Annotated in this window: 24 protein-coding genes; 11 read left to right on the top strand and 13 right to left on the bottom strand. The window is 67.5% G+C overall.

Annotated features, from left to right (window positions below; translation table 11 throughout):
- Window positions 1–4: 4 nt before the first annotated feature.
- The 6 genes from ACYVGY_RS01175 to ACYVGY_RS01150 are packed head-to-tail and all read left to right on the top strand — an operon-like array spanning window position 5 to window position 4,334.
- On the top strand, window positions 5–361 hold the full coding sequence (locus ACYVGY_RS01175) for a Na+/H+ antiporter subunit C (RefSeq protein ID WP_460455661.1): 357 nt from the start codon (window positions 5–7) through the stop codon (window positions 359–361).
- On the top strand, window positions 358–1,887 hold the full coding sequence (locus ACYVGY_RS01170; protein WP_460455660.1) for a monovalent cation/H+ antiporter subunit D: 1,530 nt from the start codon (window positions 358–360) through the stop codon (window positions 1,885–1,887). The genes ACYVGY_RS01175 and ACYVGY_RS01170 overlap by 4 nt, the downstream gene beginning before the upstream one ends.
- Entirely contained in the window at window positions 1,884–2,369 is a 486-nt protein-coding gene (locus ACYVGY_RS01165) for a Na+/H+ antiporter subunit E (RefSeq protein WP_460455659.1), read from the top strand. The genes ACYVGY_RS01170 and ACYVGY_RS01165 overlap by 4 nt, the downstream gene beginning before the upstream one ends.
- A 44-nt stretch (window positions 2,370–2,413) precedes the next feature.
- Entirely contained in the window at window positions 2,414–2,635 is a 222-nt protein-coding gene (locus ACYVGY_RS01160) for a K+/H+ antiporter subunit F (RefSeq protein WP_460456238.1), read from the top strand.
- Window positions 2,632–2,964, top strand: coding sequence for a Na+/H+ antiporter subunit G (locus ACYVGY_RS01155; protein WP_460455658.1), 333 nt, complete (start codon window positions 2,632–2,634; stop codon window positions 2,962–2,964). Before ACYVGY_RS01160 ends, ACYVGY_RS01155 begins: the two co-directional genes overlap by 4 nt.
- A complete protein-coding gene (locus ACYVGY_RS01150; protein WP_460455657.1) occupies window positions 2,964–4,334 on the top strand; it encodes an SLC13 family permease in 1,371 nt (456 codons plus the stop codon). The genes ACYVGY_RS01155 and ACYVGY_RS01150 overlap by 1 nt, the downstream gene beginning before the upstream one ends.
- 27 nt (window positions 4,335–4,361) lie before the next feature.
- On the opposite strand, the gene lpdA is transcribed toward ACYVGY_RS01150, so the two are convergent.
- From lpdA to ACYVGY_RS01130, 4 genes are read right to left on the bottom strand one after another with little or no spacing between them, the layout of a single operon-like run.
- Window positions 4,362–6,164 carry a dihydrolipoyl dehydrogenase gene (gene lpdA / locus ACYVGY_RS01145; RefSeq protein ID WP_460455656.1) on the bottom strand — a complete coding sequence of 601 codons (1,803 nt, stop codon included), beginning with the start codon at window positions 6,162–6,164 and terminating at the stop codon, window positions 4,362–4,364.
- Between the two features lie 22 nt (window positions 6,165–6,186).
- The gene (locus ACYVGY_RS01140) at window positions 6,187–7,779 is read right to left on the bottom strand and encodes a GNAT family N-acetyltransferase (RefSeq protein WP_460455655.1); all 1,593 of its coding nucleotides are present in this window, start codon (window positions 7,777–7,779) and stop codon (window positions 6,187–6,189) included.
- Window positions 7,772–8,824: a mechanosensitive ion channel family protein gene (locus tag ACYVGY_RS01135; RefSeq protein WP_460455654.1), complete on the bottom strand. Its 1,053-nt coding sequence runs from the start codon at window positions 8,822–8,824 to the stop codon at window positions 7,772–7,774. The genes ACYVGY_RS01140 and ACYVGY_RS01135 overlap by 8 nt, the downstream gene beginning before the upstream one ends.
- Window positions 8,825–8,833: 9 nt before the next feature.
- Window positions 8,834–10,201 carry a dihydrolipoyllysine-residue acetyltransferase gene (locus ACYVGY_RS01130; protein WP_460455653.1) on the bottom strand — a complete coding sequence of 456 codons (1,368 nt, stop codon included), beginning with the start codon at window positions 10,199–10,201 and terminating at the stop codon, window positions 8,834–8,836.
- 402 nt (window positions 10,202–10,603) lie between these two features.
- Here ACYVGY_RS01130 and ACYVGY_RS01125 point away from each other — a divergent pair, with 402 nt between their 5' ends.
- Window positions 10,604–11,215, top strand: coding sequence for an OmpW/AlkL family protein (locus tag ACYVGY_RS01125; RefSeq protein ID WP_460455652.1), 612 nt, complete (start codon window positions 10,604–10,606; stop codon window positions 11,213–11,215).
- A gap of 64 nt (window positions 11,216–11,279) precedes the next feature.
- On the opposite strand, the gene ACYVGY_RS01120 is transcribed toward ACYVGY_RS01125, so the two are convergent.
- Window positions 11,280–11,804 (bottom strand): EF-hand domain-containing protein, encoded by a 525-nt coding sequence (locus tag ACYVGY_RS01120; protein ID WP_460455651.1) that lies wholly within the window; start codon window positions 11,802–11,804, stop codon window positions 11,280–11,282.
- Window positions 11,805–11,977: 173 nt separating this feature from the next.
- On the opposite strand from ACYVGY_RS01120, the gene ACYVGY_RS01115 reads away from it, so the two are divergent.
- A complete protein-coding gene (locus tag ACYVGY_RS01115; protein ID WP_460455650.1) occupies window positions 11,978–12,832 on the top strand; it encodes a hypothetical protein in 855 nt (284 codons plus the stop codon).
- 10 nt (window positions 12,833–12,842) lie between these two features.
- On the opposite strand, the gene ACYVGY_RS01110 is transcribed toward ACYVGY_RS01115, so the two are convergent.
- From ACYVGY_RS01110 to ACYVGY_RS01100, 3 genes are read right to left on the bottom strand one after another with little or no spacing between them, the layout of a single operon-like run.
- Window positions 12,843–14,165: an ATP-binding protein gene (locus tag ACYVGY_RS01110; protein ID WP_460455649.1), complete on the bottom strand. Its 1,323-nt coding sequence runs from the start codon at window positions 14,163–14,165 to the stop codon at window positions 12,843–12,845.
- Window positions 14,162–14,824 carry a response regulator transcription factor gene (locus ACYVGY_RS01105; protein ID WP_460455648.1) on the bottom strand — a complete coding sequence of 221 codons (663 nt, stop codon included), beginning with the start codon at window positions 14,822–14,824 and terminating at the stop codon, window positions 14,162–14,164. Before ACYVGY_RS01105 ends, ACYVGY_RS01110 begins: the two co-directional genes overlap by 4 nt.
- Window positions 14,824–15,132, bottom strand: coding sequence for a PepSY domain-containing protein (locus tag ACYVGY_RS01100; RefSeq protein ID WP_460455647.1), 309 nt, complete (start codon window positions 15,130–15,132; stop codon window positions 14,824–14,826). Before ACYVGY_RS01100 ends, ACYVGY_RS01105 begins: the two co-directional genes overlap by 1 nt.
- Window positions 15,133–15,255: 123 nt before the next feature.
- On the opposite strand from ACYVGY_RS01100, the gene ACYVGY_RS01095 reads away from it, so the two are divergent.
- The gene (locus ACYVGY_RS01095; protein WP_460455646.1) at window positions 15,256–15,684 is read left to right on the top strand and encodes a PepSY domain-containing protein; all 429 of its coding nucleotides are present in this window, start codon (window positions 15,256–15,258) and stop codon (window positions 15,682–15,684) included.
- 93 nt (window positions 15,685–15,777) lie between these two features.
- Entirely contained in the window at window positions 15,778–16,854 is a 1,077-nt protein-coding gene (gene dinB, locus ACYVGY_RS01090) for a DNA polymerase IV (protein WP_460455645.1), read from the top strand.
- A gap of 56 nt (window positions 16,855–16,910) precedes the next feature.
- Here the strand turns inward: dinB and ACYVGY_RS01085 are convergent, their stop codons facing one another.
- Window positions 16,911–17,657, bottom strand: coding sequence for an RcnB family protein (locus ACYVGY_RS01085; RefSeq protein ID WP_460455644.1), 747 nt, complete (start codon window positions 17,655–17,657; stop codon window positions 16,911–16,913).
- Between the two features lie 180 nt (window positions 17,658–17,837).
- Here ACYVGY_RS01085 and ACYVGY_RS01080 point away from each other — a divergent pair, with 180 nt between their 5' ends.
- Entirely contained in the window at window positions 17,838–18,320 is a 483-nt protein-coding gene (locus ACYVGY_RS01080; protein WP_460455643.1) for a YajQ family cyclic di-GMP-binding protein, read from the top strand.
- Window positions 18,321–18,367: 47 nt separating this feature from the next.
- Here ACYVGY_RS01080 and ACYVGY_RS01075 read toward each other — a convergent pair whose 3' ends face one another.
- From ACYVGY_RS01075 to ACYVGY_RS01060, 4 genes are all read right to left on the bottom strand, one after another.
- Complete coding sequence (locus tag ACYVGY_RS01075; protein ID WP_460455642.1) at window positions 18,368–19,075, bottom strand: pseudouridine synthase; 708 nt, start codon at window positions 19,073–19,075, stop codon at window positions 18,368–18,370.
- Entirely contained in the window at window positions 19,072–20,112 is a 1,041-nt protein-coding gene (locus ACYVGY_RS01070) for a class I SAM-dependent methyltransferase (RefSeq protein WP_460455641.1), read from the bottom strand. Before ACYVGY_RS01070 ends, ACYVGY_RS01075 begins: the two co-directional genes overlap by 4 nt.
- Window positions 20,113–20,160: 48 nt before the next feature.
- Window positions 20,161–21,285, bottom strand: a complete 1,125-nt coding sequence (locus ACYVGY_RS01065; protein WP_460455640.1) for a GGDEF domain-containing protein — start codon at window positions 21,283–21,285, stop codon at window positions 20,161–20,163.
- 138 nt (window positions 21,286–21,423) lie between these two features.
- A complete protein-coding gene (locus ACYVGY_RS01060) occupies window positions 21,424–21,879 on the bottom strand; it encodes a hypothetical protein (RefSeq protein WP_460455639.1) in 456 nt (151 codons plus the stop codon).
- Window positions 21,880–21,929 lie beyond the last annotated feature (50 nt).

The following is a 21,929-nucleotide window of genomic DNA, read 5'->3' as shown; positions in this document are numbered from 1 at the left end:
GCTGATGGAACTGGCGCTGGCAAGTTTCATCGGGGTCCTGGTCGCGAGCGGCGTCTACCTGCTGCTGCGTGCGCGCAGCTTCGACATCATCCTCGGCCTGACCCTGCTGTCGTATTCGGTGAACCTGCTGATCTTCAGCATGGGTCGCCTGGTCGTGGGCAAGCCGCCGATCCTGCTGGACGGCGTGGCGCCGACCCTGGCCAACCATGCGGACCCGCTGCCGCAGGCGCTGGTGCTGACCGCCATCGTGATCGCGTTCGCCATGACCGCCGTGCTGCTGGTGGTCGCCATACGCAGCCGCAGCGACAGCCGCAGCGACCACGTCGACGGCGATGAGCCGCGACCGAAGGCGCGCCCATGAGCCCGCATCTGGTTGCCGCACCGGTCCTGCTGCCGCTGCTGGCGGGCATCGTGCTGCTGGTGCTCGGCACGCGTCGGGTGCGGGTGCAGCGCTGGATCGGCAGCGTCGCCTGCCTGGGCGGCATCGCGATCGCCGTAGCCCTGGCGCTGCAGGCCGACGACGGCGGCACCCGCGCCTACCTGGTCGGCAATTGGGCCGCGCACCTGGGCATCACCCTGGTCGCCGACCGACTGTCGGCGATCATGCTGCTGTCCACGGCACTGCTGGCCCTGCCCTGCCTGGTGTTCGCCTTCGGCGGCTGGGACCGGCGCGCGCCGCACTTCCACGTGCTGTTCCAGTTCCAGCTGATGGGTCTCAACGGCGCCTTCCTCACCGGCGACCTGTTCAACCTGTTCGTGTTCTTCGAGGTGCTGCTGATCGCGTCCTACGGCTTGCTGCTCAGCGGCGGCCGGGGCCTGCAGATGCGCAGCGGCCTGCAGTACGTGGCCTTCAACATCACTGCATCAACGCTGTTTCTGGTGGCGCTGGGCCTGATTTACGGTCTCGCCGGTGCCTTGAACATGGCCGAACTCGCGCATCGCATTGGCCAGGTTCCGGCCGCCGAGGCAGCGGCGCTGAAGGCGGCGGCCGGCCTGCTGCTGGTGGTGTTCTGCGCCAAGGCGGCGCTGCTGCCGCTGTACTTCTGGTTGCCCGAAACCTATGCCCGCAGTCCGGCCGCGGTAGCGGCGATGTTCGCGATCATGACCAAGCTGGGCGTGTACGCGGTGCTTCGCGTCTTCAGCCTGGTGTTCGGCGTCGAGGCCGGCGAACTGGCGGGCCTGGCCTGGCCCTGGCTGCTGCCGCTGGGCGCGGCCACCCTGGTGCTGGCGACCCTGGGCGCCCTGGCGGCGCCGTCGCTGCGCCTGCTGGCGGCTTACCTGGTGCTGGGTTCGGCGGCCACGCTGTTCATCGCGCTCGGGCTGGCCAGCGCCGAAGCGGTGGGCGCAGGCCTCTACTACCTGATGCACAGCACCTTGATCGGTGGCGCGCTGTTCCTGCTCGCTGACCTGATTCGCAAGCAGCGCGACAACGCCGGCGACAGCCTGCGCAAGTTCGACCAGCTCGGTCCGAAGGCCTTGCTGGGCTCGCTGTTCCTGGTAGCGGCAATCTCGGTGGCGGGACTGCCGCCGCTGTCGGGTTTCATTGGCAAGTTCAGTCTGCTGGCGGCGGTGCCGGACGCGCACGTGGCCTGGCTGTGGCCGGTACTGCTGGGCACGAGCCTGCTGAGCCTGGTGGCGTTGGCCAGCGCCGGCAGCCATGTTTTCTGGCGCGAAGGTGGCGAGGTGCCGCCGCCGGGCCGGGTTCCGGCCCTGCGCAAGAGTGAAGTGGGCGCCACCCTCGCGCTGCTCGCGTTGGGCGTGCTGCTGGCGGTGTTCGGCGGGCCGGTGCTGCGCTATGCCCAGGACGCGGGCGCCCAGGTGATGGCGCCGGCGGGCTACATCGAACAGGTGCGCAGCGCGCAGCCGCAGCCCGGGGTGACACCATGAAGACCTGGTTCCCGGCGCCGCTGTTGAGCTTGGCCGTGTTCGTGGTGTGGCTGCTGCTGGTGGCCACGTTCGATCCGGCGCACCTGCTGTTGGCCGCGGTGCTGGCGATCGTGCTGCCGCTGGCGGCGCAGCGCCTGCGCAGCGAGCCGGCAAACCTGCAACGGCCACTGCTGGCCGCGCGCCTGGGCCTGCGCGTGCTGGGCGATATCGTGCTGTCGAATATTGATGTGGCGCGGCGCATCCTGGGCCGCGAATCGCGGATCCACCCGGCCTTCATCTGGGTGCCGCTCGATATCCGGAACGTACATGGCATCGCCGCACTCGCCGGCATCATCACGATGACGCCGGGCACGCTGTCGGCGGAACTGGCGCCCGACAGCCGCCACCTGCTGGTGCACTGCTTCCATCTCGACGACGCCGACGCGACCATCGCGCTGATCAAGCAGCGCTACGAGACACCGCTCAGGGAGATATTCCCGTGATCCAGACCTGCCTGGACATTACGCTTGGCCTGTTTTCGCTGGCGATGCTGCTCAATCTTTTCCGGCTGCTGCGCGGCCCGTCCCTGCCCGACCGCATCCTGGCGCTGGACACGCTGTACGTGAATACGATCGCGGTGCTGGTGTTGGTCGGCCTGCGCCAGGGCAGCACGATGCACTTCGAAGCCGCCGTAGTGATCGCCATGCTCGGCTTCGTCGGCACGGTGGTGCTGTCTAAGTTCGTCATCCGCCGGGACATCATCGAATGAACGCGGCCCTGGAATTCCTCGTCTGCGCTCTGCTGCTGCTCGGCGGCGGCTTCGCCTTGGTCGGCTCCTGGGGCATGGCCAAGCTGGGCGACTTCTACAAGCGCCTGCACGGCCCGACCAAGGCCAGCACCCTGGGCGTGGGCGGTGTGCTGCTGGCGGCCATGCTCTGGCAGCTGATGCAGGGACAGCCCAGCCTGCGCGAGCTGTTGATCACGCTGTTCCTGTTCATGACCGCGCCGGTCAGCGCGCATCTGATGGCCAAGGCCGCGCTGGCGCTGGGTCCCTCGGCGCGGCCGGAACTGCCGCGCTCAGGCGACGGACAAGACTGATGCTGCGCCGGCTCGCGCTGCCGGCCGGGCCGCTGCTGGCGATCTCGCTTTACTACCTCGCCTTGGCACAGGGCAGTCCGCACGCGCTGGCGGTCACATTGGGAATCACCGGCTGGTGCGCGATGTGGTGGGTGCTCGAACCCGTACGCGCGCCGGTAACGGCCCTGCTGCCGCTGGCCGTGTTCCCGGTACTGGGCGTACTGGATGCGAAGCAGGTGGCGCAAAGCTATGGCCATGAACTGATCCTGCTGCTGGGCGGAGGCTTCATGCTCTCGCGCGCGCTCGAGCGCAGCGGCGCCCACCGCCGGCTGGCGCTGGGCATGGTTCGCGCCTTTGGCGGCGGCAGCGGGCGCAGCCTGCTTTATGGCTTTATCGCCGCCTGCGGCCTGGTCAGCATGTGGATATCCAACACGGCCACCACCCTGGTGATGCTGCCGGTGGCGCTGGCGGTGCTGCACTACTACCCGGACAAACGGCTGCAGGCGCCGCTGATACTGGCGATCGCCTATTCCGCCAGCATCGGCGGGCTGGGTACGCCGATCGGCTCACCGCCGAACCTGGTGTTCATGCAGGTCTATGCCGAGGCCACGGGAACGCGCTATGGCTTCCTGGACTGGATGACGATCGGCCTGCCCGTGGTGCTGCTGTTCCTGCCGATAGTGGGCTGGTGGCTGGGCCGCGGCCTGGGTGGAACGCCGGCGGCCGTGCTGCCTGAAAGCGGGCCCTGGACCCCGGCCGAGAAGCGGGTGCTGACGGTGTTCACGCTGACTGCGCTGGCCTGGGTTTTCCGCACCGAGCCGTTCGGCGGCTGGAGCGCGCTGCTGGCCGTGCCGGGCGCCAATGACGCGGCGGTGGCCCTGCTGGCGGTGGTGCTGATGTGCGTGGTGTCCGATGGACGCGGCGGAAGGCTGCTCGACTGGGAAACCGCGGAAACGATTCCCTGGGGCGCGCTGGTGCTGTTCGGCGGCGGCATCGCCTTGGCGACCGCCTTTCAGTCCTCCGGGCTCAGTGGCGCACTGGCCGGCCAGCTGGCGGGCCTGGGGGCACTGCCGCTGCCGCTGCTGCTGGTGATCGTGGTGGGTTCGGTGCTGATGATGTCCGAAATCGCCAGCAACACCGCCACCGCCGTGCTGATGATGCCGATCCTTGCGGCCACCGGTCTGGCCATCGGCGTGGATCCGGCGCTGCTGATGTTCCCGGCCGTGCTGGCGGCCAGCGGCGCCTTCATGCTTCCGGTGGCCACCGCGCCCAATGCCATCGCCTACGGCAGCGGCCTGGTGGACGCACCGCGCATGTTCCGCGAGGGCGTCGTGCTGAACCTGATCGGCCTGGTGCTGATCTGCACCGTCTGCTGGTTCGCCTTCAGCTGAGTCCGCCGCAGCGGACGCGTCGCGGGCCTACTTCTTTTTCGGCAGGTAGAGGTCGGTGATGCTGCCTTCCTGGATCTCGGCCGCCATTCCCACCGACTCACTGAGCGTCGGGTGCGGGTGGATCGTGTGGCCGATATCCGCGGCTTCGCAGCCCATCTCGATGGCCAGGGCAAGTTCGGCAATCAGGTCGCCGGCGTGCACGCCAACGATGCCGGCGCCAATGATGCGGTCGCTGGCCTCGTCGAAGATGAGCTTGGTGAAGCCCTCGGTGCGGCCAATACCCACGGCCCGGCCCGATGCCGCCCACGGGAATTTCGCCACGCCCACGTGGAGCCCTTGGGCCTTGGCCTCGGTTTCGGTGACGCCGACCCAGGCGATCTCGGGATCGGTATAGGCCACGGATGGAATCACGCGCGCCACCCACTCCTTCTTCGCACCGGAGGCTACTTCGGCCGCCAGTTTTCCTTCGTGCGTGGCCTTGTGCGCCAGCATGGGCTGACCCACCAGGTCGCCGATGGCGAAGATGTGCGACACGTTGGTGCGCATCTGCCGGTCCACCGCGATGAAGCCGCGCTCGCTGACTTCGACCCCGGCCTTGCCGGCGTCGAGCGTGCCGCCGTTGGGCGTACGGCCCACCGACACCAGCACCCGGTCGTACCGGGTATTGGCCGGCACTGACGCGCCTTCAAAGCTCGCGTGCAGACCGTCCTTCTTCCCGTCCACCTTGGCCACCTTGCAGCCCAGATGCACGGCCACGCCGCGCTTCTTGAGCAGGTCGGCCAGGGGCTTTACCAGGTCCTTGTCGGCACCGGGCATCAGCTGGTCCATGAACTCGACCACGGTGACTTCACTGCCCAACGCGGAATAAACGCAGGCCATTTCCAGCCCGATGATGCCGCCGCCGACCACCAGCAAGGTCTTGGGGATGTCGACCAGCATCAAGGCGTCGGTGGAATCCATCACGCGGGCGTCGTCCCAGGGGAAGCCGCCCAGCTTCACCGGCTGCGAGCCGGCGGCGATGATGCACTGCTCGAAGCGGATAAGCTTGGTGCCTTCGGACTCGCTCACCTCGATCTCGTTGGCCGACACGAACTTGCCGACGCCGGTCACCGTGCGCACTTTGCGCTGCTTGGCCATGCTCGCCAGGCCTTTAACCATCTGGCCGACCACTTTCTCTTTGTGCGCGCGCAGCTTGTCGATGTCGATCTTCGGCGCACCGAAGCTGATGCCGAACGCCTCGGCGTGTTTGGCTTCGACCAGCACTTCGGCGGCATGCAGCAGCGCCTTGGACGGGATGCAGCCGACGTTGAGGCAGACGCCGCCGAGGTCGGCGTAGCGCTCCACCAGCACCGTGTCCAGGCCGAGGTCGGCGCTGCGGAAAGCGGCGGTGTAGCCGCCCGGTCCAGCACCGAGCACCAGCATGCGACATTCGAGGTCGGGCTTGCGGCCGGTGTCCGGGGACGCGGTCGAATTCTCGGTGCCTGTGCTCGGCGGGGCTTCGGGCACGCTGCGCTTGTCGCTGGTTGCTGCCTTGGCGGGCGCGGGCTGGGCAGCTGCCGCCGCGGGGGGCGCGGCGTCGGCAGCGGCATCCGCCGCCTCTACCAGAGCGATCACGTCGCCGGCGGACACGGTGTCGCCCAGCTTCACTCGCAGCTCGGTGATCTTGCCGGCGGCGCTGGCGGGCACTTCCATCGTGGCCTTGTCCGACTCCAGCGTGACCAGGCCCTGGTCCTTGGCGACGGTGTCGCCGACCTGGACCAGCAGTTCGATCACCGGCACGTCGGTGTCGTCGCCAATATCCGGCACTTTGAGTTCGATCGTATTGCCCATGTTCTTTTCCTAGTGGCGCCAATCAGACGCGGCGCTTCCAAGTGGTTTGATAGAGGTCGTGGCGGCGATCGCGCAGGTTCTGCACGGTACCGGAGGCACGCGCCTGCATCAGGTCGTCGAGCCGCAGGTCGGCGAACGCAACCTGCTCCGCGTTGGCGGTGGTGTCGGCGGCGATGCCTTCCGGCGCGAACGGGAAGTCGCAGGGCGTGATGATGCAGCTCTGCGCGTACTGGATGTCGAAGTTGTTGACGCCCGGAAGGTTGCCGACGTTGCCCGAGGTGACCACGTAGACCTGGTTCTCGATCGCGCGCGCCTGGCAGCAGTAGCGGACGCGCAGGTGACCCTGGCGCACGTCGGTGCAGTAGGGAACGAACAGGATCATCGCGCCCTGGTCCACCAGGTGCCGCGCCAGCTCCGGGAACTCGGAGTCGTAGCAGATCATCACGCCGATCGGGCCGCAGTCGGTGGCGATGGCCTCGGCGCTGTCGCCGCCCGCGATCTTCCACCAGTGCACTTCGTTCGGCGTCGGGTGGATCTTCTCGCGCTCGTGCACCGAGCCGTCGCGCAGGGCGACATAGCAGATGTTGTGGATGTCGCCATCATCCATCTGGGTCGGATGCGAGCCGCCGATGATATTGATGTTGTACGACACCGCGAGCTTGTTCATAAGCTCGCGGTATTGCGTGGTGTACTTGGTGAGCGTCCGGATCGAGTCCGAGGGCGACAGCGGCTTGTTCTCGATCGACAGCAGCTGCAGGGTGATCAGCTCGGGGAAGACGACGAAATCGCTGCGATAGTCCGCGGCGATATCCACGAAATACTCGATCTGGGTGGCGAATTCCTCGAAGGTCTTGATGCGGCGCTGCTGGTACTGCACCGTCGCCACCCGCACCGCCGCCGGCAGATCGCCGCTGCGCTGGGCGGTACGGATCGCCGGATGATCGGAGAAGCTCGGGTTTCGCCACACCAGGTGCGCGGCATAGCCGAGCGACTCGTGGTCGGACGGCAGGTAGTCCGGCAGGACGCCGATCACTTCGAACTGGTTGCTGAGCTGGAACGACAGCGTCAGGTCGCGCGCCCGGCCTTCCCTTACTGCAGCCACGTAGGCGTCGGCGCTGCCGAACTGCTTCATGCGCCGCGACAGCCCTGGAAGGCGACCGCCGAACACGATGCCCTTCAGGCCCAGCTGCAGGCACAGGCGCTTGCGACGATCGTAAAGACGGCGGCCGATGCGCAGGCCGCGGCGGTCTGGATCGACGCACACTTCCATGCCGTAGAGCCAATCGCCGGTGGCATCGTGCCGCGACGCGTAGCCGCCGCCCGTTATCTCGCGCCAGCCATGGGCCGCCAGCGCCGACTTTTCGTCGATGCGGAAGGTGGCGCAATAGCCAACGATCACGCCGTCGTACTCGGCTACGTACTGCCCATCGGCAAACTGCACCAGCTGCCCGCCCACCATCTCGGGGGTATAAGCCATGCGCTCGCCATAGGTGCGGGCCGACAGCGCGATGATGCCGGGAATGTCGGCACGCGTTGCCTTGCGGATGAAAAGCTTGGAGCGGCTGTCGTCGCTATTGGGCATCAGTCGGTCCTTGGTTGGGGTGAGGTCAGGCATCGGTATCCGGCCTGGCTGGGCTTTGCGCGATCTCGCGCTCGACGTCGTCGGTGGCATCGTTGTGCCCGGCCTGGGGGGCGGGCGCGCTGCTGGCTGGCTCCGGCGCCGGGCGACCCAGGGCGGCCCAGGCCTGCTTGTCGCTCAGCCCGAAGGCGCTGCGCAGGTGCAGGTCGCGCTGTGGGAAAGGAATTTCCAGGCCATGACGCGCCAAGGCCGATTCCAGTTCCCAATTATAGGCGGCCTTCACCGCAGAAGGCCGTTTGGTGGCTTCGGCCGTCAGCCAGATCACCAGTTCGAAATCCAGGCTCGAATCGCCAAAACCGACCAGCCAGACCTGAGGGCGGCGCGCGCCTTCCTGTGCCAGCGTGAAGGGCACGGCTGCCGCGGCCTCCAGTGCCGCTGACTTCACCACTTCCTTGTCGCTGCCGTAGGCCACGCCAAACGGGATGCGCAAGCGCCGCGACACTTCATTGTGGGTCCAGTTTACGACCCGGCCGCTGACGAACTCGGAGTTCGGCACCAGGATCTCGATGTTGTCGTTGGTGGTGATGCGGGTGGCGCGGATATTGATGTCGCTGACCTCGCCGTGCACGCCCGACTCGAGCTCGACGAAGTCGCCGACCCGCAGACTGCGATCGAACAGCAAGATCAGCCCGGAAATGAAGTTATTGAAAATCGCCTGCAGGCCGAAGCCCAGGCCGACGCCGATGGCGCCAGCGAAAACAACAAACCGGCTGGCCGGCAGGCCAATGAACTCCATCGCCACCAGCAGGCCGATGACCAGCAGCAGGTAGTGAATGACGTGCCCGACCGTATAGATGGCCGCCTTACGATCGCGGGCGCCATCGCGCCTGGAAAGCCGCATCAGTCCCCGCCGGATCAGCCACGACAGGGTCCACGCGACCGCCAACGCAGCCACGGCGGCCGCGAGTCCGCCGGTGGTCACGACCACGTCGCCGGCCTCGAACAGCACCTTGGCCAGCCAGCCGGTCGCGGGCGCGCCGGCATTGCCTGCGGCGGCGTTGGCGGCGGCCAGGATCACCATCCGCGGCGCCTAGAGCAGCAGCCGGCGCAGGTCGCCCAGCACCTGCGCCAGATAGGCGGTGAAGCGGGCCGCAGCCGCGCCGTCAATCACGCGATGGTCGTAGCTCAGGCTCAGCGGCAGGACCAGGCGGGCGTCGAAATCCTTGCCGTTCCATACCGGCTTCATCGCACTGCGGGAAACGCCAAGAATGGCGACTTCGGGGGCGTTGATGATCGGCGTGAATGCGGTGCCGCCAATACCACCCAGCGAGCTGATCGAAAAACAGCCGCCCTGCATGTCGGTCGAGCTGAGCTTCTTGTCGCGGGCCTTGGCGCTTATTTCGCCCAACTCCCTGGCCAGGTCAAGCAGGCCCTTGCGGTCCGCATCCCGGATCACCGGCACCACCAGGCCATCGGGCGTGTCCACGGCGATACCGATGTTGAAGTACTGCTTGAGCACGAGGCTGTCGCCGTCGAGCGACGCGTTGAAGTTGGGGAACTTCTTCAGCCCGGCGACCGCGGCCTTGATCAGGAACACCAGCGGCGTGACCTTGGTGTCCTTGTTTTCCTCACCCAGCTTCTTGCGGAAGGCCTCCATCTCGGTGATGTCGGCGTCGTCGAACTGGGTGACGTGCGGGATCATGGCCCAGTTGCGCGCAAGATTGGCGCCGCTGAGCTTCTGGATGCGCGAAAGCGGCTTGCTTTCGACCGGCCCGAACTTGGCGAAGTCCACCTTCGGCCACGGGATCAGGTCGAGGCCGCCGCCACCGGCCGTTCGCGGCGCACCGCCGCCGGCCATCGCCGCCTTAACGAAGGCCTGTACGTCGTCCTTGCTGATGCGGCCGGCGCGGGCGCTGCCGCTGACCTGGGCAAGATCTACGCCCAGCTCGCGCGCGAACAGCCGCACCGCGGGGCTGGCATGCGGCACCTTGCCAGGCGACAGCGCCTTGGCATCGAAAGTCACGGGCGGACTGCTTCGGGCAGGCGCCGCGGCGGAGGCCGCGGCCGCGCGTGGCGGTTCGGCAGGCCGCGCCGGCGCGGACGGCGGCGCGGACTCGGACTCGGAAGCTCCCGCGGCCGGCTTGGCTGGCGCGGCCTCGGGTTTGGCGGCAGCCGGCTTGGCGACGTCGGGCTTGGCGGCGGCCTCGTCACTGCTGGCGGCTGGCTCGATCATGGCCACCACCGAGCCTTCCGAAAGCTCGTCGCCCACCTTGACCTTCAGCTCGCGAACGATGCCGTCGAAAGGCGCGGGGACCTCCATGGTCGCCTTGTCCGATTCCAGCGTGACCAGACCCTGGTCCTTCTTTACGCTGTCGCCCGGCTGCACCAGCAGCTCAATCACCGGCACATCCTTGTCGTCGCCGATATCCGGCACCCGCGCTTCTTTAAGCTCGGCCATGGTTCACCTGGGTTCTGCAAGAGAGTCTCGGGGCATTGTCCCCCGTTCATCGGCAGCGGCCAAGCGCCGGACAAAAAGAACCCCCGTCGGAACGGGGGTCTTGGTTGAGCGCAAACGCCTCGGACACGCGTGCTGTTCGCATCCTGGCGAGGCCGGTCAGGGCCTGAGCGCAATCACACCTTGGAGAGCAGGATCATCATGCGGGCCGCGGAAGCGACCGTGCGCGTGCGCATGGTGACAGTGACTGTAGTCATGGACCCCCGCGGGTGCGCGGAGTTCCCCGGGCGTAAAAACCATTCACGCGCCATGTACGCCAACCTCACCGGGAGTTGAAGGGCACTCGCGGACCATGCGTCAACCGGAACAGTCCGGCCCCCCGATAACCCCGCTAGGAGCCACACCATGTCCCGCATCGCCCTGATCGCCCTCGCCCTCGGTGGCGCGCTCGCCGCTTCCGGCGCCAATGCCCAATCCTTCACCGCCACCCTGGGCTACCAGAACACCGACCCGAAATCGAACAACGGCACGGTTGCCGGCGCCCGCGCCACCGTGAACGATGACTGGAGCCTCACCGGCAGCTTCGCCTATGGCTTCAACGACAATCTGTCGATCGAGCTGTGGAGCGGCCTGACCGCGTTCGAGCATGAAGTCACGCTGGCCGGCCTCGGCACCATCGCCACCGTCGAGCACCGCCCGACCACCCTGAGCCTGAACTATCACTTCAACACTGAGGGCAAGCTGCGTCCCTTCATCGGCGCCGGCTACGGCATGGTCAACGTCTCGGGCGAGAAGACCCGCGGCGCGCTGGCCGGCCTGGGCATTGATGGCGACAACGCCAACGGCCTGAGCCTGACCCTGGGCGCCGACATGTACTTCACCGAGAACTTCTTCGTGCGCGCCGACGTCCGCAAGCTCGACTTCGACACCGAAGTGACCGTCGAGACCCTGGGCAACGTCGGCACCGCCGAGGTGGATCCGCTGGTCTACGGCCTGAGCGCCGGTTTCCGCTTCTGATACAACGCTTCGCGCAAGCTCAAGCCCCGGGGCGGACCCTGTGTCCGCCCCGGGGTTTTTCGTTTCAGCCTTCGCTCTTGGCGCGACCGGCGCCGCGCTCCGCGCGCATCGCCTGGCGGTGGGCCTTGAGCTCGTCGCCACTGATTTCGCCGTTGCCGTCGGCATCGATGACGGCGAAGTTCTCAAGCCAACGCGGCATCTTGTCGCCCAACTCAGCGCGACTGATCGCCCCGTTGCCGTCGTCGTCCATGCCTTTGAACAGACCCCGCTGATAGGCATACATCGTGCGCATGCGCTGGTGGCCCCTGCCGGCCGCCGCAGGGCGACGGGCCTGGCTCAGTTCGCTACGCTCGAGCTCGCCGTCCTTGTTGACGTCCATCCGGTCGAAATTCCGGACCATCCGATCGCCGAAGGCCTGGACCTCGACCTTGTCCAGGCGACCGTCGCGGTCTTTGTCAGCTTCGGTGAAGCGCGCATCGGCCTTGGCCTGCCATTCGGCGCGACGCGCCTCACGGTCGCCGCCGGCGTCTTGCGCCAAGGCCAGGCCGCTGGCGAGGACCAGCGCGGTGCAGATCAGAGGCTTGAACATATCGGTCTCCTTCCAGGCGGTTCATTCCGCCCATGCCTGCAAGAACGCGCCCTCCGCCGGCGCGTTGACGCCAACACGCCGAGCCCAAGGACGCCGTTCAGGCTCGACGCAGCGACCCTTGCCTGTCGGCAGGCCGCTGCGGCATCGTTCCAGCGCACCCTCCGGAGACGCCCATGACCCCGCGCCTGCTCACCCTGGCCCTGCTGCTTCCGCTTGCCGCCTGCCGGCAGGATGCACCCGCGCCGGCAACGCCCCCACCTTCGCTACCCGCCCCGTCCGCCGCTGAGCCAGCGCTGCCCGCCGACGCGCCGGCGCGCACCGTGCCGCGCGCCTTCCTTTGTCGCGGCAATGAACCGTTCTGGTCGCTGGATATCAGCGCCAACCGCGCCTTGCTCAAAACCCCCGAGGCAGAAACCGAGCTCACCGGCAGCCTGGCCGCTACCCAAGGCGGCAGCTTCCGCTTCTCCGGCACCCCCGACGGCAGTCCGGCCGAAGCCGCGGCCATCGTGATCACGCCCGGGCAATGCTTCGACACCATGGCCGAGGGTCCCGCCCTCCCCTTCGGCGCGCAGGCCAGCTTCAGCGGCGCTGAGCCGGTCAACGGCTGCTGCAGCGTCGAAATGGGCCTGGACCTGGAGGCGGCACCGATGGTGGACCCCGCCACAAAGCCCGCGGCTGACTGGACCTCGGGCCTGGTTGAACTGGGCGAGGCGATCGACCGCTGCGTGCATGATGCCGGGGTGGTCACGGTCGCCGTCACCAGCGCCTGGCTGGCGGAGCCAGGCAAGGCCGGCGTGCGCCTGCGTGACCAGGGCGATGCCCGCTTCGACTGCATGCTCGACGTGGACAGCGGCAAGATCGAGGACGTCAACGCCGTTGCCTCCGACGACCAGCGGCCAGGGGAAGGCCAGCCGCTATGGCTGCCGGCCGGCAGCAGTCCGCCGATCCTTGCCTGCGGCCGGGTCGAACGGGTGGTGGTCGGGGGCGCACTGATCGGTTACCTGCATTACACCCACGCCTGCGGCTAAAGCCACGGACTCAGACAAACGGCAAGTCCAGGCGCGAACACAGGCCGCCCTCCGGGCCGGCATCCAGCGACAGCACGCCGCCGTAACTGGCCGCGACCTCGCTCGCGATCGCCAGCCCCAAGCCGGTACCTGGCGTGCGCTGGTCCAGGCGCACACCCCGCTGCAAGGCTGCCTCCCGCTGATCTATCGGCAGGCCAGGACCGTCATCGCGCACTTCGATCCGCAGTCCCGCCGGCGCCATGGCCGCCGTCACGCGCACCTGCGAGCGCGCCCACTTACACGCGTTGTCGAGCAAGTTGCCCAGCATTTCCTCCAGGTCTTCGTCGGCGCCTCGGAAGCTCAGCGTGGCCGGTACGTCGACCGTCCAGCGCAAATTCTTTTCACGATAGGCGGCCTCCATCAAGGCCTGCAAACGAGACACCGCCGCGGCGACGTTGCTTGAACGACGCATATCCACCGGTGTCCCCGCGGCAAGTTGCCGCTCGACAACAGCACGTATGCGTTGCAGCTGGTCGGCGACGACCGCCGGCAGGTCGTCGCCGGGCCGCTGCACGCCGGCATGCAATACCGCCAGCGGCGTCTTGAGCGCATGTGCCATGTCCTGCGATGAACGGCGCACGCGCTCGATCATGCGCTCGTGGTGCTCCAACAGTTGGTTGAGGTGCTCAACCAGCGGCTGAACCTCGGTCGGCAGGGTCAGCGGGTCGAGGCGCTGGCTCTCGCCGCTGCGGACCCGCGCCAGCCCGCGGCCCAGACCGCGCAGTGGGAGTAGCCCGTAGCGAACCTGCGCCGCCGCTGCCAGCATCAGGCCCGCGGCCAGCAATGCGACGGCGACGCCTGCCAGCCATCGAAATTCCTCCACTTCGCGCTGCAAAACGGCCTGGTCACTCGCGACCCACACGCGTACGCGGCCGTCCACGCCGGGAAGCCGAAGCCAGCGCTCGGCGCTCCTCAAGACCTGGCCGCGCGGCCCCGAGACTTTCCCATACCGCACTGCGCCGCCGCGTGTCGCGTCCGCCACGGCCGGCGAGAAGTCCCACATGGACCGCGAACGGAGGGCTTCGACACCCTGCCCAACCTGCCAGTAATGACCGGAAAAGACCCGTTCGTAGCGACTGTCCGCCGGCGCACGAACCATTTTCACCCCGCCGCCGTCCCTTTCCAGCGTCCCGGCAAGGGTCAGCAGGTCGTCGGCCAGGCGCCGGTCGAAGGCGCCCAGCGCTGCACGCTCGAATGAGGCGCCCAACAACCAGGCCGCGGCGAAGGACGCGGCGATGATGCCGGCAACACTGGCCAACAGCAGTCGTCCGCGCAGTGAACGCAGCGCACTCATGGCGCTTCGCCCAGCAAGAAGCCCTGGCCGCGCACGGTGTGCAGCAGGCCGGGACCGAGTTTGCGGCGGATTCGGCTGATCAATACATCCAAGGCGTTGGAGTCGGGGTCGAAGCCGCCTTCGTAGACATGCTCGCCAAGTACGCCGCGGCTGATCACCCGGCCCGGGTGGTGGATGAAGTAGGCGAGTATCCGGAACTCCTGCGCGGTGAGCGACAGCGGATCTCCGTCCAGACTGAAGCGCGAGGCATTCACGTCCAGCGTCAACGATCCACAGGCCAGTCGCGGATGCGCATGCCCGGCACTGCGTCGGATGAGCGCGCGCAGGCGAACGATCAGCTCCTCAAGCTGGAATGGCTTGGTGAGGTAGTCATCGGCGCCCGCATTGAACCCCGCCAGCTTGTCATGCCAGCGGCTGCGCGCGGTCAACACCAGCACCGGGAAGCCGCGCCCCGCGTCCCGCCAGCGGCCCAGGGCGGCCAAGCCATCCAGGCCAGGCAATCCCAGGTCGAGTACGGCTGCATCGAAATCCTCGGTCTGGCCCAGGAACTCGGCTTCATTGCCGTCGGCAACTGCGTCCACCGCGAAACCCGCCTCCGCCAGAGCCTCGGCGACGCGCACCCGCAGGGCCGGGTCATCTTCCGCAAGCAGGATTCGCATCAGTCCAGATCATCTTCGTCATCGAACTCGCGCTCGAGCAATCGTCCATCGCGAGCGTCGTAAGTCAGCTCGACCACGCGGCCGTCTTCGCGAAGAATCTCGATTTCATACTCCCCGTCCTCGAGTTCGACATCAATCACTTGACCGGGCTGCTCACGCTCGGCTTGCTCGAGCAGTCGCTCCAGCGGCACCAGTTCGCCGCTTCGCACGCCGTCACGGGCGCGGCGCGAGCCATCGTCGGCCAGGCTCGGCAGGCTCAGCGCGGCCGTCAGAAAAGCAAGCATCAGCAGCAGTAAGGGCGTTCGCATGCGTGGAGTGTGCCGGTGCGGGTTAACCGATTCATTAACGGACTGATCATGAGCCTGTTAGGCGCGCCGGGGATAGTGACGGCCAACCGGAGAGCCCGGCCACTACCCACCAGGAGAACCGCCATGAAGACCCCCGCCCTGCTGCTCGCTGTTTCGCTTACCCTCGCCGCCACCACGGCCGTGGCCCAGCCTACCCAAGCACCCATTGACGTGACCGAGCGCCTAAAGAGCGCCGGCTACGCCGAGGTTCGCGACATCGAGTTCGATGATGGCCTTTGGGAGGCGGAAGTCCGTCACGCCGACGGCCGCTGGCACGACGTCGCGCTGGACCCGGCCACCGGCGAGCTTATGGACAACCGAAGCCAGCAGGCCTTGCTGGGCATCGACGAAGTACTCTCCCGCCTGGCCTCGGCCGGCTACACCCAGGTACAAGATCTGGACCTGGATGACGCCGTCTGGGAGGCCGACGCCCTGGCCACCGATGGCCGTCGGATCGAGCTGAGGATCAATGCCCATACCGGGCGCGTGCTATCCGAGCAGATCGACGACTGAGCATCCCGGTACCCGGCTGCCACCGAACGGGCCGCAGATGCGGCCCGTTCCTTTTTTTTAAGCCGGCAACGCCACTCTGGGCGACAATGCCGCATGGCCCCGCCCCGCAAGATCGTGCACGTGGACATGGACGCGTTCTACGCGTCGGTGGAGCAGCGCGATGACCCGTCTCTGCGCGGCCGGCCGGTGGTGGTGGCCTGGCGCGGTGCGCGTTCGGTGGTGTGCGCGGCCAGCTACGAAGCGCGCACCTTCGGCGTGCGCTCGGCGATGCCGGCGCTGCGTGCCGAAAAGCTGTGCCCGCAGGCGGTGTTCGTACCGCCCGACTTCGCGCGCTACAAGGCGGTCTCACGACAGGTACGCGCGATCTTCGCGCGCCACACCGACTTGATCGAACCGCTGTCGCTGGACGAGGCCTATCTCGACGTCACCGAGAACAAGACCGGGCTGGACAGCGCCACTGCGGTCGCCCAGGCCATCCGTGACGCGATCCGGACCGAGACCGGGCTAACCGCCTCGGCCGGGATTGCACCGAACAAATTCCTGGCCAAGATCGCCAGCGACTGGCGCAAGCCGGACGGGCAGTTCGTGGTCAAGCCGGCGCAGGTCCAAGCCTTCCTGGCGCCGCTGCCGGTGGGCAAACTGCCGGGCGTAGGCAAGGTAATGGAAGGGCGCCTGGCTGAGTTGGGCATCGATACCGTGGGCCAGCTGGCCGGCCACGGCTTGGCCGGACTGGAGCAGCGCTTCGGCCGCTGGGGGCGACGCCTGCACGAGCTGTCGTTGGGTATTGATGAGCACGTGGTCCAATCCGAGCGTCCGACCACCCAGGTATCTGCGGAGGACACGTTCGAACGCGATCTTCCGCTCGAGCAGACAACCGATGCGATCACCCAACTGGCTGCGAAAGCCTGGGCTGCAGCCAGTCGCGAACCGGACCGCAGCGGGCGCACCGTGGTGCTCAAGCTCAAGACCGCCGATTTCCGCCTGCTGACCCGTAGCCACACGCCGCCCTCGCCACCCACTTCGCTGGCGGAGGTGGTCGCGATTGCGCTCGAACTACGCAACCGCGTGGCGCTGCCGGCGCGCACGCGCTACCGCCTGGTGGGCGTCGGCCTGGCCAACTTCCGCCGCCACGACGAAATGCCGCCGCAGCCCGGCCTGTTCGCGCCCTGAATGTAAGAAAGGCCGCCCGAAGGCGGCCTTTCAAAGTGACGCGTTGGATTGCCGATTCAGTAGTACAGGCCGTACAACACGTCGCGGATCAGTCCCGATGCCAGGGCGACCAGTACGACATCGCGGTCTACGCGGATCCAGTGGTAGCCATAGGGCGGCGGCGGCAGGCTGTAGGCGCGATAGTCGACGTAGTAGCTACGCTCGTAGTAATTGCGCGGCAGTCGATGGCCAACCCGCCACTGATAGGCGTTGTAGCCACGCGGATAGACGTAGCGGACGGGCGCACGGTAGCGATGCTGCGGATGCCAGTTGTAGCCGTTCCAGCGGCGGTCGCTCTGACGCGCGTAATAGTCGCGCCGGTCGCTACGGCGGTCGTAGCGGCGGTCGTAGCGGCGGTCGTTACGGCTGTCGAAACGGCTGTCGTAACGGCGGTCGTTACGGCGGTCGTAGCGGCTATCGTTAGGCCCCTCATTACCGTCCAATCGCTGGTTCTGGCGCCAGTCACGGCGATTGTCGCGATGGTCCGCACGCCAGTCGCGGCGCTGTTCCTGGCGTTCACCGCGATTTTCGCGACGGTCTTCCTGGCGTTCGCCACGGTCCTCGCGGCGGTCTTCCCGACGTTCGCCACGGTCTTCGCGTTGGTCCTCGCGGCGGTCGCCACGATCGGCAACGCGCTCGCGCTCCTGTCCCTCGGCATGGGCTTCACGCACGGCACCCGCCAGGCGACTGTTTTGGGCGTCGGCCGGCAACGCCGTGGTTCCGGCGAGCAGCAGGGCCAAGGTGGCAAGCTTGAGATTGGACATGGTGTACCTCGACGGATGCGTGGACGGGGGCAGTCCACGGCGAGGATGATCGCTCCCGGCGATCTGAATTCGTGTTGAATGGCGCGATCCCCGTTCGGGATCCAGTCAGGGCCGTGAGGACTGACCGTGACACAAGGCCTGGGCTAGAATCACCACACCCTCACTACCCATGCCGCCGCCATGCCTTCTTTCGACGTCGTCTCAGAAGTCGACAATCACGAACTCACCAATGCCGTGGACACCGCCAACCGCGAGCTCGGCACCCGCTTTGATTTCAAGGGGTCGGACGCGAAATTCGAGCTCAATGATTCGGTCGTCACCCAACACGCGCCCAGCGACTTCCAGCTCAAGCAGATGCTCGACATCCTGCGCGGCCGCCTGGTGGCGCGCGGCATCGACATCCGCTGCATGGACGTGGCGGAGCCGGAGGTAAACCTGGCGGGCGCGCGCCAAAAGGTGACCATCAAGCAGGGCATCGAGCAGAAGCTCGCCAAGAAGATTGTTGCGTCGCTGAAGGAAGCCAAGCTCAAGGTCGAAGCCCAGATCAACGGCGACAAGCTGCGCGTCACCGGCAAGAAGCGCGACGACCTGCAGGACGCGATGGCCCTTCTGCGCAAGTCCGATATCGAGCTGCCGCTGCAGTTCGACAATTTCCGTGACTGATCGCCGCCCCGAGGGAGAGCTTCACTCCCTCCCGCCAGGACTCAGGGCTAGGGGTTGGTGCCGAAAATAGCGCTGCGGTCGGCGGCGTTCAACTCACGCCATTCGCCCGGCGTCAGGGCGTCCAGCCCGAGTCCGCCCAGCGTATGCCGGTGCAGGGATTCGACGTGGTTGCCCACCGCGGCGAACATCCGTCGGATCTGGTGGTAGCGCCCTTCGACCAAGGTGATGCGGGCGCGCCTTGGCCCGAGTGCCTCGAAGCCAGCGGGCGCCAGCGGGGTCTTTTCCGCCTCCAGCATCAGCGTGCCGCTGCCGAACAGCACCGCCTCGTCGCCGCGCAGGTCGCCGGCCAGGGTGGCCTCGTAGACCTTGTCGAGCTTCGCCTTGGGCGACGTGATCCGGTGCAGCAGGGCTCCGTCGTCACTCATCAGCAGCAGCCCCGAGGTGTCACGGTCGAGCCGTCCGACGGTGGAAAGCAGCGGGTCGCGCAAACGAAAGCGCGGTGGCAACAAATCGTAGACGACACGGCCGGGGTCCTTGGTTGAACAGGTGTAACCGGTCGGCTTGTGCAGCAGGATCAACAGGCCCTGCGGCGGATCCAGTGGCTCGCCGTCCACCCGCACCTGGTCGTGGCCCACGGCGTCATCGGCGTACAGCACCTCGCCATCCGGGTCCGTGATGCGGCCCTCGCGGAACATCATCTGCACCTGTTTACGGCTGCCGTAGCCCAGGTTCGCGATCAGTTTCACCAGCTTCATGCCACGCCCGCCTTGATTGCTTCGATCACTTTGAACCCCGCATCCTCGCGCACCGTGCGCAGGCTGGAGAAGCCGCGCATCAGCGTCGACTCATAGGGCAGATGCCGGTTCGCCACCAGCCACAGCCGGCCGCCGGCCCGCAACGCCGCCGCCGCCGCCGCGATGAAGCCCTGGCCCAGGCCGGGCTCGTCGGCGCGTCCCTGATGGAAGGGCGGGTTGCTGACGATGAAGTCGAAGCCCCCGGGCAGGCCGCGGGTCACGTCGTGCCAGTGGAAAGCAACCGGCACGCCGGCACCGGCAAGGTTTTCGCGGGCTAGGGCCAGGGCGCGCGCCTCGGCTTCGAACAGGTCCAGGCCGGTGACGCCCGGGCAGCGCGCCAACACCTGCGCCGCCAAGTAGCCAAAACCAGCGCCGAGATCGGCGCCCCGCCCGCTCAGGTCGTCCGGCAGGCAGGCAGCCAGCAGCGCCGACGCCGCGTCTATGCGGTCCCAGGCAAACAGTCCCGGACGGCTCAGGAAGCGCCCGTCGGCGATTCGCCGCGGGGTGTCGAGCACGCGCCATTCGTCCAGCAGCGCAGCGTCAACCTGGCCGGGGGCCTGCTGTGGGGTCCAGCAGACGCGGCAGTGATTCTTGGACAGGCTGTGCACCGGGCCGGCCAGGCGCGTCAGGTCATCCTGCATCGAGCGCGCGCCCTCCTGGTTGGCCGCGCAAACCACAACCACGCCGCCGGGCGCCCGTTGGGCCAGGGCGCGCGCCAGCAGGGCGCGCGACTCGTCGCGCTGCCGCGGTGCCAGCACCATCACCAGTTCGAAGCTGTCGGGGTTGGCGTCGGACACCACCAAACCGTCGCGCTCAAGCGCATCGGCCCAAGGCTTGAAGCTCTGCTCACAGACCAATTGATGACGTCGCGCAGCGTTCAGGGCCACACCGGCGCGTGCGCGCAGGAACAGCGTCCGGCCAGGCGCAGGCCATTCGAGCGCCCCCGAGGCCATCGGGAGGAAAAGCGTATCGAGTGCGGGATCGGCGGCCAGGGCCAAGGGCGGTCTCCACCGTAGGGAACCGAGGATTCTAGCCGGACCGGTGGATCAGGCGCCCGCGGACGCCAGCACCTGCACGCAGTTGCGACCCTGGTCCTTGGCGGCATAAAGCGCCAGGTCAACGGCGCGGTACAGCCCGTCGGCATCCCCGTGCCGGGCGGGATCGAAGCTGCCCACGCCGATGCTGACCGTTACCGGCAGCCGGACGCCGACGCCGCACTCCAGATGACGCCGCACCAGGTCGTGGCGAAGCTGTTCGGCCCGCGCCAGGGCGTGCGCATGGCCGTCCTCGAGCAAGACGCCGAACTCCTCGCCGCCCAGCCGCGCGAGCAGGCAGCCCGGCGCCGGGAACGCCTGGTGCAGGCGCTCGGCCAGGGCCTGCAGACAGGCATCACCGATGGCATGGCCGTGGCGATCGTTGACGCGCTTGAAGTGATCGATATCCAGGATCAGGAGAGTGAACCCGGCGCCGCCGCGCAGCGCACGATCGGCCGCGTGGTCCATGCGATCGGTGAAGTGGCGCCGGTTGGCCAAGCCAGTCAGCGAGTCAGTGCGGCTGAGATGTTCGAACTGGTCACGCTGCTCGCGCAGCGCCTCGTCCAGCCGAAGTCGCCGCCGGTATTCCGCATGACTGCGCACCAGCGCGCCGCCCAGGTAGAGCGCGTAGAAAGACATCGCCACCGCCAGCGCCCGCGCCTCGGCATCACTCCAGAGCACCACCAGCATGGGCACGAACAGTACGAACACGCCCACCGCAGCGACATGACGCACCGTCGAATAGATATTGGCGAACACCGTGGCATAGCCAATCGTCGCGATCAGGGACACCATCCGGGTGTCCTGGTCGAAGCGCGGGTCAAGCAGCACCCATGCCTGTATGCCGGACCACAGCACCGAGGCCAGCGGCAGCACCAGTGCATAGCGCATCAGCCAGCGCCGAGCTTCGTGATCGTTGCCGGCATCCGGCGGCCGCATCGTCGCCCGCAGCACGGCCAGGACCAGGAAGGCCGCGCCCACCGCCAGCGCCGTGACGGGAGCAAATTCCTGCACGCCGCCGATCCAGCCCAGCACGGCCCAGCCAAAGAGGTAGAGGAAGCCGCCCACCTTGGACAGCTGGTAGGTGTCGGCCACGACCTGATGCAGCCGCCAGCCGGCCAGGGGCCGGGCGGGCAAGTGGCTTTCGGTGGGCGGCGCGGGGGCGTTCACTGGCGACTGAGCCTTTGCGGGGCGGCGCTCCGATTGATACCGAAACGGGAAGCACCCGTTCGGCCCCTCGCGCCCTGGCCGGAATCAGGCCAGGGCGTCACATCCTTATTCGCAGATGCAGCGGGAGCGCGTAGCGCAGCGGACCGAGCCGAAGTCACGGCCTGACTTGCAGACCGCCTGCTGACCCGCGTCGCAAGCCACCGAACAGCCGGTGCAAGTAGTGGTGGCCGGCGCCGAGCACGAGGTCGGGCCGACGCCGGCACCCACGGCCGCCATCGGCGCAGGCGCGGTGGCCGCAACCATGGACAGGAAGCCGACTTCAGGCTGGGACTGGCAGGCCTGGCGAACCGAGGCCGTATGCATCCCGGCACTCGCGGCGCTGCCGCGGGCATCGGCGAAACCCTTGATGTAGAGCGTGTAGGGCGAGTCGTCGGCGGCGCTAGTGAAGTCAACGCAGCGCGCCATCTGCATATCGGGCGGCGACGTAGCTGCCTGCTCTTGGGCATGGGCCGGGAAGCCGGCGAAAATCGTGGCCAAAGCGACCATGGCCGCGAATCGCATCAATCGAATCATTTCCTTCACCCTTTTGGTTGAGGGTGCCCGTGGGCACC

Source organism: Arenimonas alkanexedens, assembly GCF_054781355.1.
Note: the sequence above shows the minus strand (reverse complement) of the source record. Positions and strands in the feature narration are given on the sequence as shown.

Coding starts and splice junctions, on each gene's coding strand:
- ACYVGY_RS01120 (WP_460455651.1), bottom strand. CDS start 11,804: ATGTTCAAGCCTCTGATCTGCACCGCGCTGGTCCTCGCCAGCGGCCTG.
- ACYVGY_RS01080 (WP_460455643.1), top strand. CDS start 17,838: ATGCCTTCTTTCGACGTCGTCTCAGAAGTCGACAATCACGAACTCACC.
- ACYVGY_RS01175 (WP_460455661.1), top strand. CDS start 5: ATGGAACTGGCGCTGGCAAGTTTCATCGGGGTCCTGGTCGCGAGCGGC.
- dinB (WP_460455645.1), top strand. CDS start 15,778: ATGGCCCCGCCCCGCAAGATCGTGCACGTGGACATGGACGCGTTCTAC.
- lpdA (WP_460455656.1), bottom strand. CDS start 6,164: ATGGGCAATACGATCGAACTCAAAGTGCCGGATATTGGCGACGACACC.
- ACYVGY_RS01160 (WP_460456238.1), top strand. CDS start 2,414: ATGCTGCTCAATCTTTTCCGGCTGCTGCGCGGCCCGTCCCTGCCCGAC.
- ACYVGY_RS01165 (WP_460455659.1), top strand. CDS start 1,884: ATGAAGACCTGGTTCCCGGCGCCGCTGTTGAGCTTGGCCGTGTTCGTG.
- ACYVGY_RS01155 (WP_460455658.1), top strand. CDS start 2,632: ATGAACGCGGCCCTGGAATTCCTCGTCTGCGCTCTGCTGCTGCTCGGC.
- ACYVGY_RS01075 (WP_460455642.1), bottom strand. CDS start 19,075: ATGAAGCTGGTGAAACTGATCGCGAACCTGGGCTACGGCAGCCGTAAA.
- ACYVGY_RS01150 (WP_460455657.1), top strand. CDS start 2,964: ATGCTGCGCCGGCTCGCGCTGCCGGCCGGGCCGCTGCTGGCGATCTCG.
- ACYVGY_RS01140 (WP_460455655.1), bottom strand. CDS start 7,779: ATGCCTGACCTCACCCCAACCAAGGACCGACTGATGCCCAATAGCGAC.
- ACYVGY_RS01170 (WP_460455660.1), top strand. CDS start 358: ATGAGCCCGCATCTGGTTGCCGCACCGGTCCTGCTGCCGCTGCTGGCG.
- ACYVGY_RS01105 (WP_460455648.1), bottom strand. CDS start 14,824: ATGCGAATCCTGCTTGCGGAAGATGACCCGGCCCTGCGGGTGCGCGTC.
- ACYVGY_RS01095 (WP_460455646.1), top strand. CDS start 15,256: ATGAAGACCCCCGCCCTGCTGCTCGCTGTTTCGCTTACCCTCGCCGCC.
- ACYVGY_RS01060 (WP_460455639.1), bottom strand. CDS start 21,879: ATGCGATTCGCGGCCATGGTCGCTTTGGCCACGATTTTCGCCGGCTTC.
- ACYVGY_RS01115 (WP_460455650.1), top strand. CDS start 11,978: ATGACCCCGCGCCTGCTCACCCTGGCCCTGCTGCTTCCGCTTGCCGCC.
- ACYVGY_RS01100 (WP_460455647.1), bottom strand. CDS start 15,132: ATGCGAACGCCCTTACTGCTGCTGATGCTTGCTTTTCTGACGGCCGCG.
- ACYVGY_RS01085 (WP_460455644.1), bottom strand. CDS start 17,657: ATGTCCAATCTCAAGCTTGCCACCTTGGCCCTGCTGCTCGCCGGAACC.
- ACYVGY_RS01135 (WP_460455654.1), bottom strand. CDS start 8,824: ATGGTGATCCTGGCCGCCGCCAACGCCGCCGCAGGCAATGCCGGCGCG.
- ACYVGY_RS01110 (WP_460455649.1), bottom strand. CDS start 14,165: ATGAGTGCGCTGCGTTCACTGCGCGGACGACTGCTGTTGGCCAGTGTT.
- ACYVGY_RS01125 (WP_460455652.1), top strand. CDS start 10,604: ATGTCCCGCATCGCCCTGATCGCCCTCGCCCTCGGTGGCGCGCTCGCC.
- ACYVGY_RS01130 (WP_460455653.1), bottom strand. CDS start 10,201: ATGGCCGAGCTTAAAGAAGCGCGGGTGCCGGATATCGGCGACGACAAG.